Raw genomic sequence first — 2,216 nt, 5'->3', positions numbered from 1 at the left:
CTCGTCCTGTCCTGTTCGGGATGGTGGGGGGTGATCAGGCGGTGATGGTGGTGAGCAGGGTGGCGAAGGGCGTGGCCTTGGTCTTGAGCGCGGCAGTGGCGACGACGGTGCGCACGTCTGCCTCGCCCTTGGCCGCCCACATCGCCCGATAGCCGTTCGTCACCTTGCGCTGGACCACCGCCGGCCGCAGGTCGCGCTCGCAGGCGTTGTTGGGTGTGCCTTGTCCAAGGTGCACCATCCTCCCCGGTGGAAATCCGGGCCGGCAAACTCTCGCTCCAGCCGGAAGCACTCGGGGCGGGTCAGGAGGCGACGAATGGCCTGAAGCACCCCGAGACACGGCCCCTTCAGGGGGTCAGCGGTCCGCACGGGCCGGAACGTGAGTGAACACCGAGCAGGCCTCGAAAGCTGCAGATGTGGAAGCCGACCCGCCCCAATAACGGGGAAGGCCGATGTCGCGGGGGTAGCGAGCGAGACACGCACCCTGCGGTTCCACCGGGGTAAGGGTGCCGGCACGTGCGGGACATGGATGGTGCGCAACAAGGGAAGTCTGCCGCGGTGGAGAGGGCCAAGCCCGCATCCAACGACGAACCCGTGAGGGCCAGCGTCGGCCGTGGCAGATGGCGGATGGGCTCGTAGTACCGTCGAGGCCGGGTAACGCCGGCGGAGGGAAGGAGCCCTGACTCGGTTCAGCGGGAATGCGAGCGGAGAGCGCGGCGATTGACATCACGTCTAGCAACACCGACTCACACCGTTCAGAAGCTCCAGACCTCGCTGCAGGCGAAAGCTAAGGCTGAACCGGCCTTCCGGTTCTACGCCCTCTGGGACAAGATCTGTCGGGCGGACATCATCGAGGAAGCCTATCGCCGCTGTCGGGCCAACGACGGCGCACCAGGCATCGATGGCGTGACGTTCGACACGATCGAAGCCGAGGGCCTGGATCGCTGGCTGGAAATGCTCGGACAGGAGCTCAAGAGCGGTTCATACCGCCCGCAGCCCCTGCTGAGAGTGTGGATCCCGAAGAGCCACGGCGGACGCCGACCTCTCGGCATCCCCACCATCCGTGACCGCACGGTCATGATGGCGGTGGTGCTGGTGATCGGCCCCATCTTCGAGGCGGACCTGCTGGACAACCAGTACGGTTTCCGTCCCGGATTGGACGCCAAGATGGCCGTGCGGCGGATGTTCTGGCACGTCAGGGACCGGGGGCACCGCGAGGTGGTCGACGTCGATTTGCGCGACTACTTCACGTCGATCCCGCACGGTCCCCTGATGCGCTGCCTGATCCGCCGGATCGCCGACGGGCGGCTGCTCCGCCTCGTCAAGAGCTGGTTGACAGTGACGGTGGTGGAACGGACTGACCGCCGGGTGATCCGCTCGGCCGAGGCGCGGCGGACGAAGAAGGGAACTCCGCAAGGCTCGCCCCTGAGCCCCCTGCTGGCGAACCTCTACTTCCGCCGCTTCGCCCTGGCCTGGCGCGACCACGGGCACCAAGACCAACTCGACGCCCACATCGTCAACTACGCCGACGACTTCGTGATCTGCTGCCGACCCGGCCAGGCCGGAGAGGCGATGACGCGGATGCGGCGGCTGATGACGCGGCTCGGGCTGGAGGTGAACGAGGCCAAGACCCGGATCGCCCGACTGCCGGAGGACGCCGTCACGTTCCTCGGGTACACGCTTGGGCGGTTCTACGGCCGGGATGGGCGGGCCTTCATCGGCACGCTCCCATCGCGGAAAGCCGTGAAGGGTCTGCTTCGCCGGATCCACGACAGCACGACGCCGCGATGGCATGGGGATGCCCCAAAGGCGAAGGTTGCCTCCATCAACCGCCTGCTGCGCGGATGGTGCGGGTATTTCGACCAGGGGCCGGTGATGGCCGTCTACGACCTGATCCGCCGCTATGTCGATCGCCGGCTGCGACACTGGTTGATGAGGCGAACGGGGCGCCGCGGGCGCGGCTTCGGGCGGATCTCGCAGGATTACCTGCACGACACGCTCGGGCTGTTCCGCATCCCCGCTCGTCGCGCCGACCTGCCGAGGGCGAAGGCTTGAGGAACCGAGTGAAAGCCGGGTGCGGGAAATCCGCACGCCCGGTTTGATGAGCGGCGACTGGAAACGGAGCTATGGCGCGAACTGCGACACCGGCATGGGCGAAAGCTGCCGGATAACACCCCTGCCTCGCAGCCTACGGCCACCGCGCCAGTCGCCGACTCTAC

The 2,216-nt window shown here is 67.2% G+C and carries 1 protein-coding gene and 1 pseudogene; one reads left to right on the top strand and one right to left on the bottom strand.

Going from position 1 to position 2,216, the window contains the following annotated elements; all coding sequences use genetic code 11:
- Positions 1-34: 34 nt before the first annotated feature.
- Positions 35-238, bottom strand: a pseudogene (locus VQ02_RS14525) (IS66 family transposase); the annotation flags it as partial.
- A gap of 479 nt (positions 239-717) precedes the next feature.
- On the opposite strand from VQ02_RS14525, the gene ltrA reads away from it, so the two are divergent.
- Positions 718-2,052 (top strand): group II intron reverse transcriptase/maturase, encoded by a 1,335-nt coding sequence (gene ltrA / locus VQ02_RS14520; protein WP_083469215.1) that lies wholly within the window; start codon positions 718-720, stop codon positions 2,050-2,052.
- Positions 2,053-2,216 lie beyond the last annotated feature (164 nt).

This window comes from Methylobacterium variabile (genome assembly GCF_001043975.1).
GTDB classification, from domain to species: domain Bacteria; phylum Pseudomonadota; class Alphaproteobacteria; order Rhizobiales; family Beijerinckiaceae; genus Methylobacterium; species Methylobacterium variabile.
This window is presented reverse-complemented; position numbering and strand designations above follow the sequence as displayed.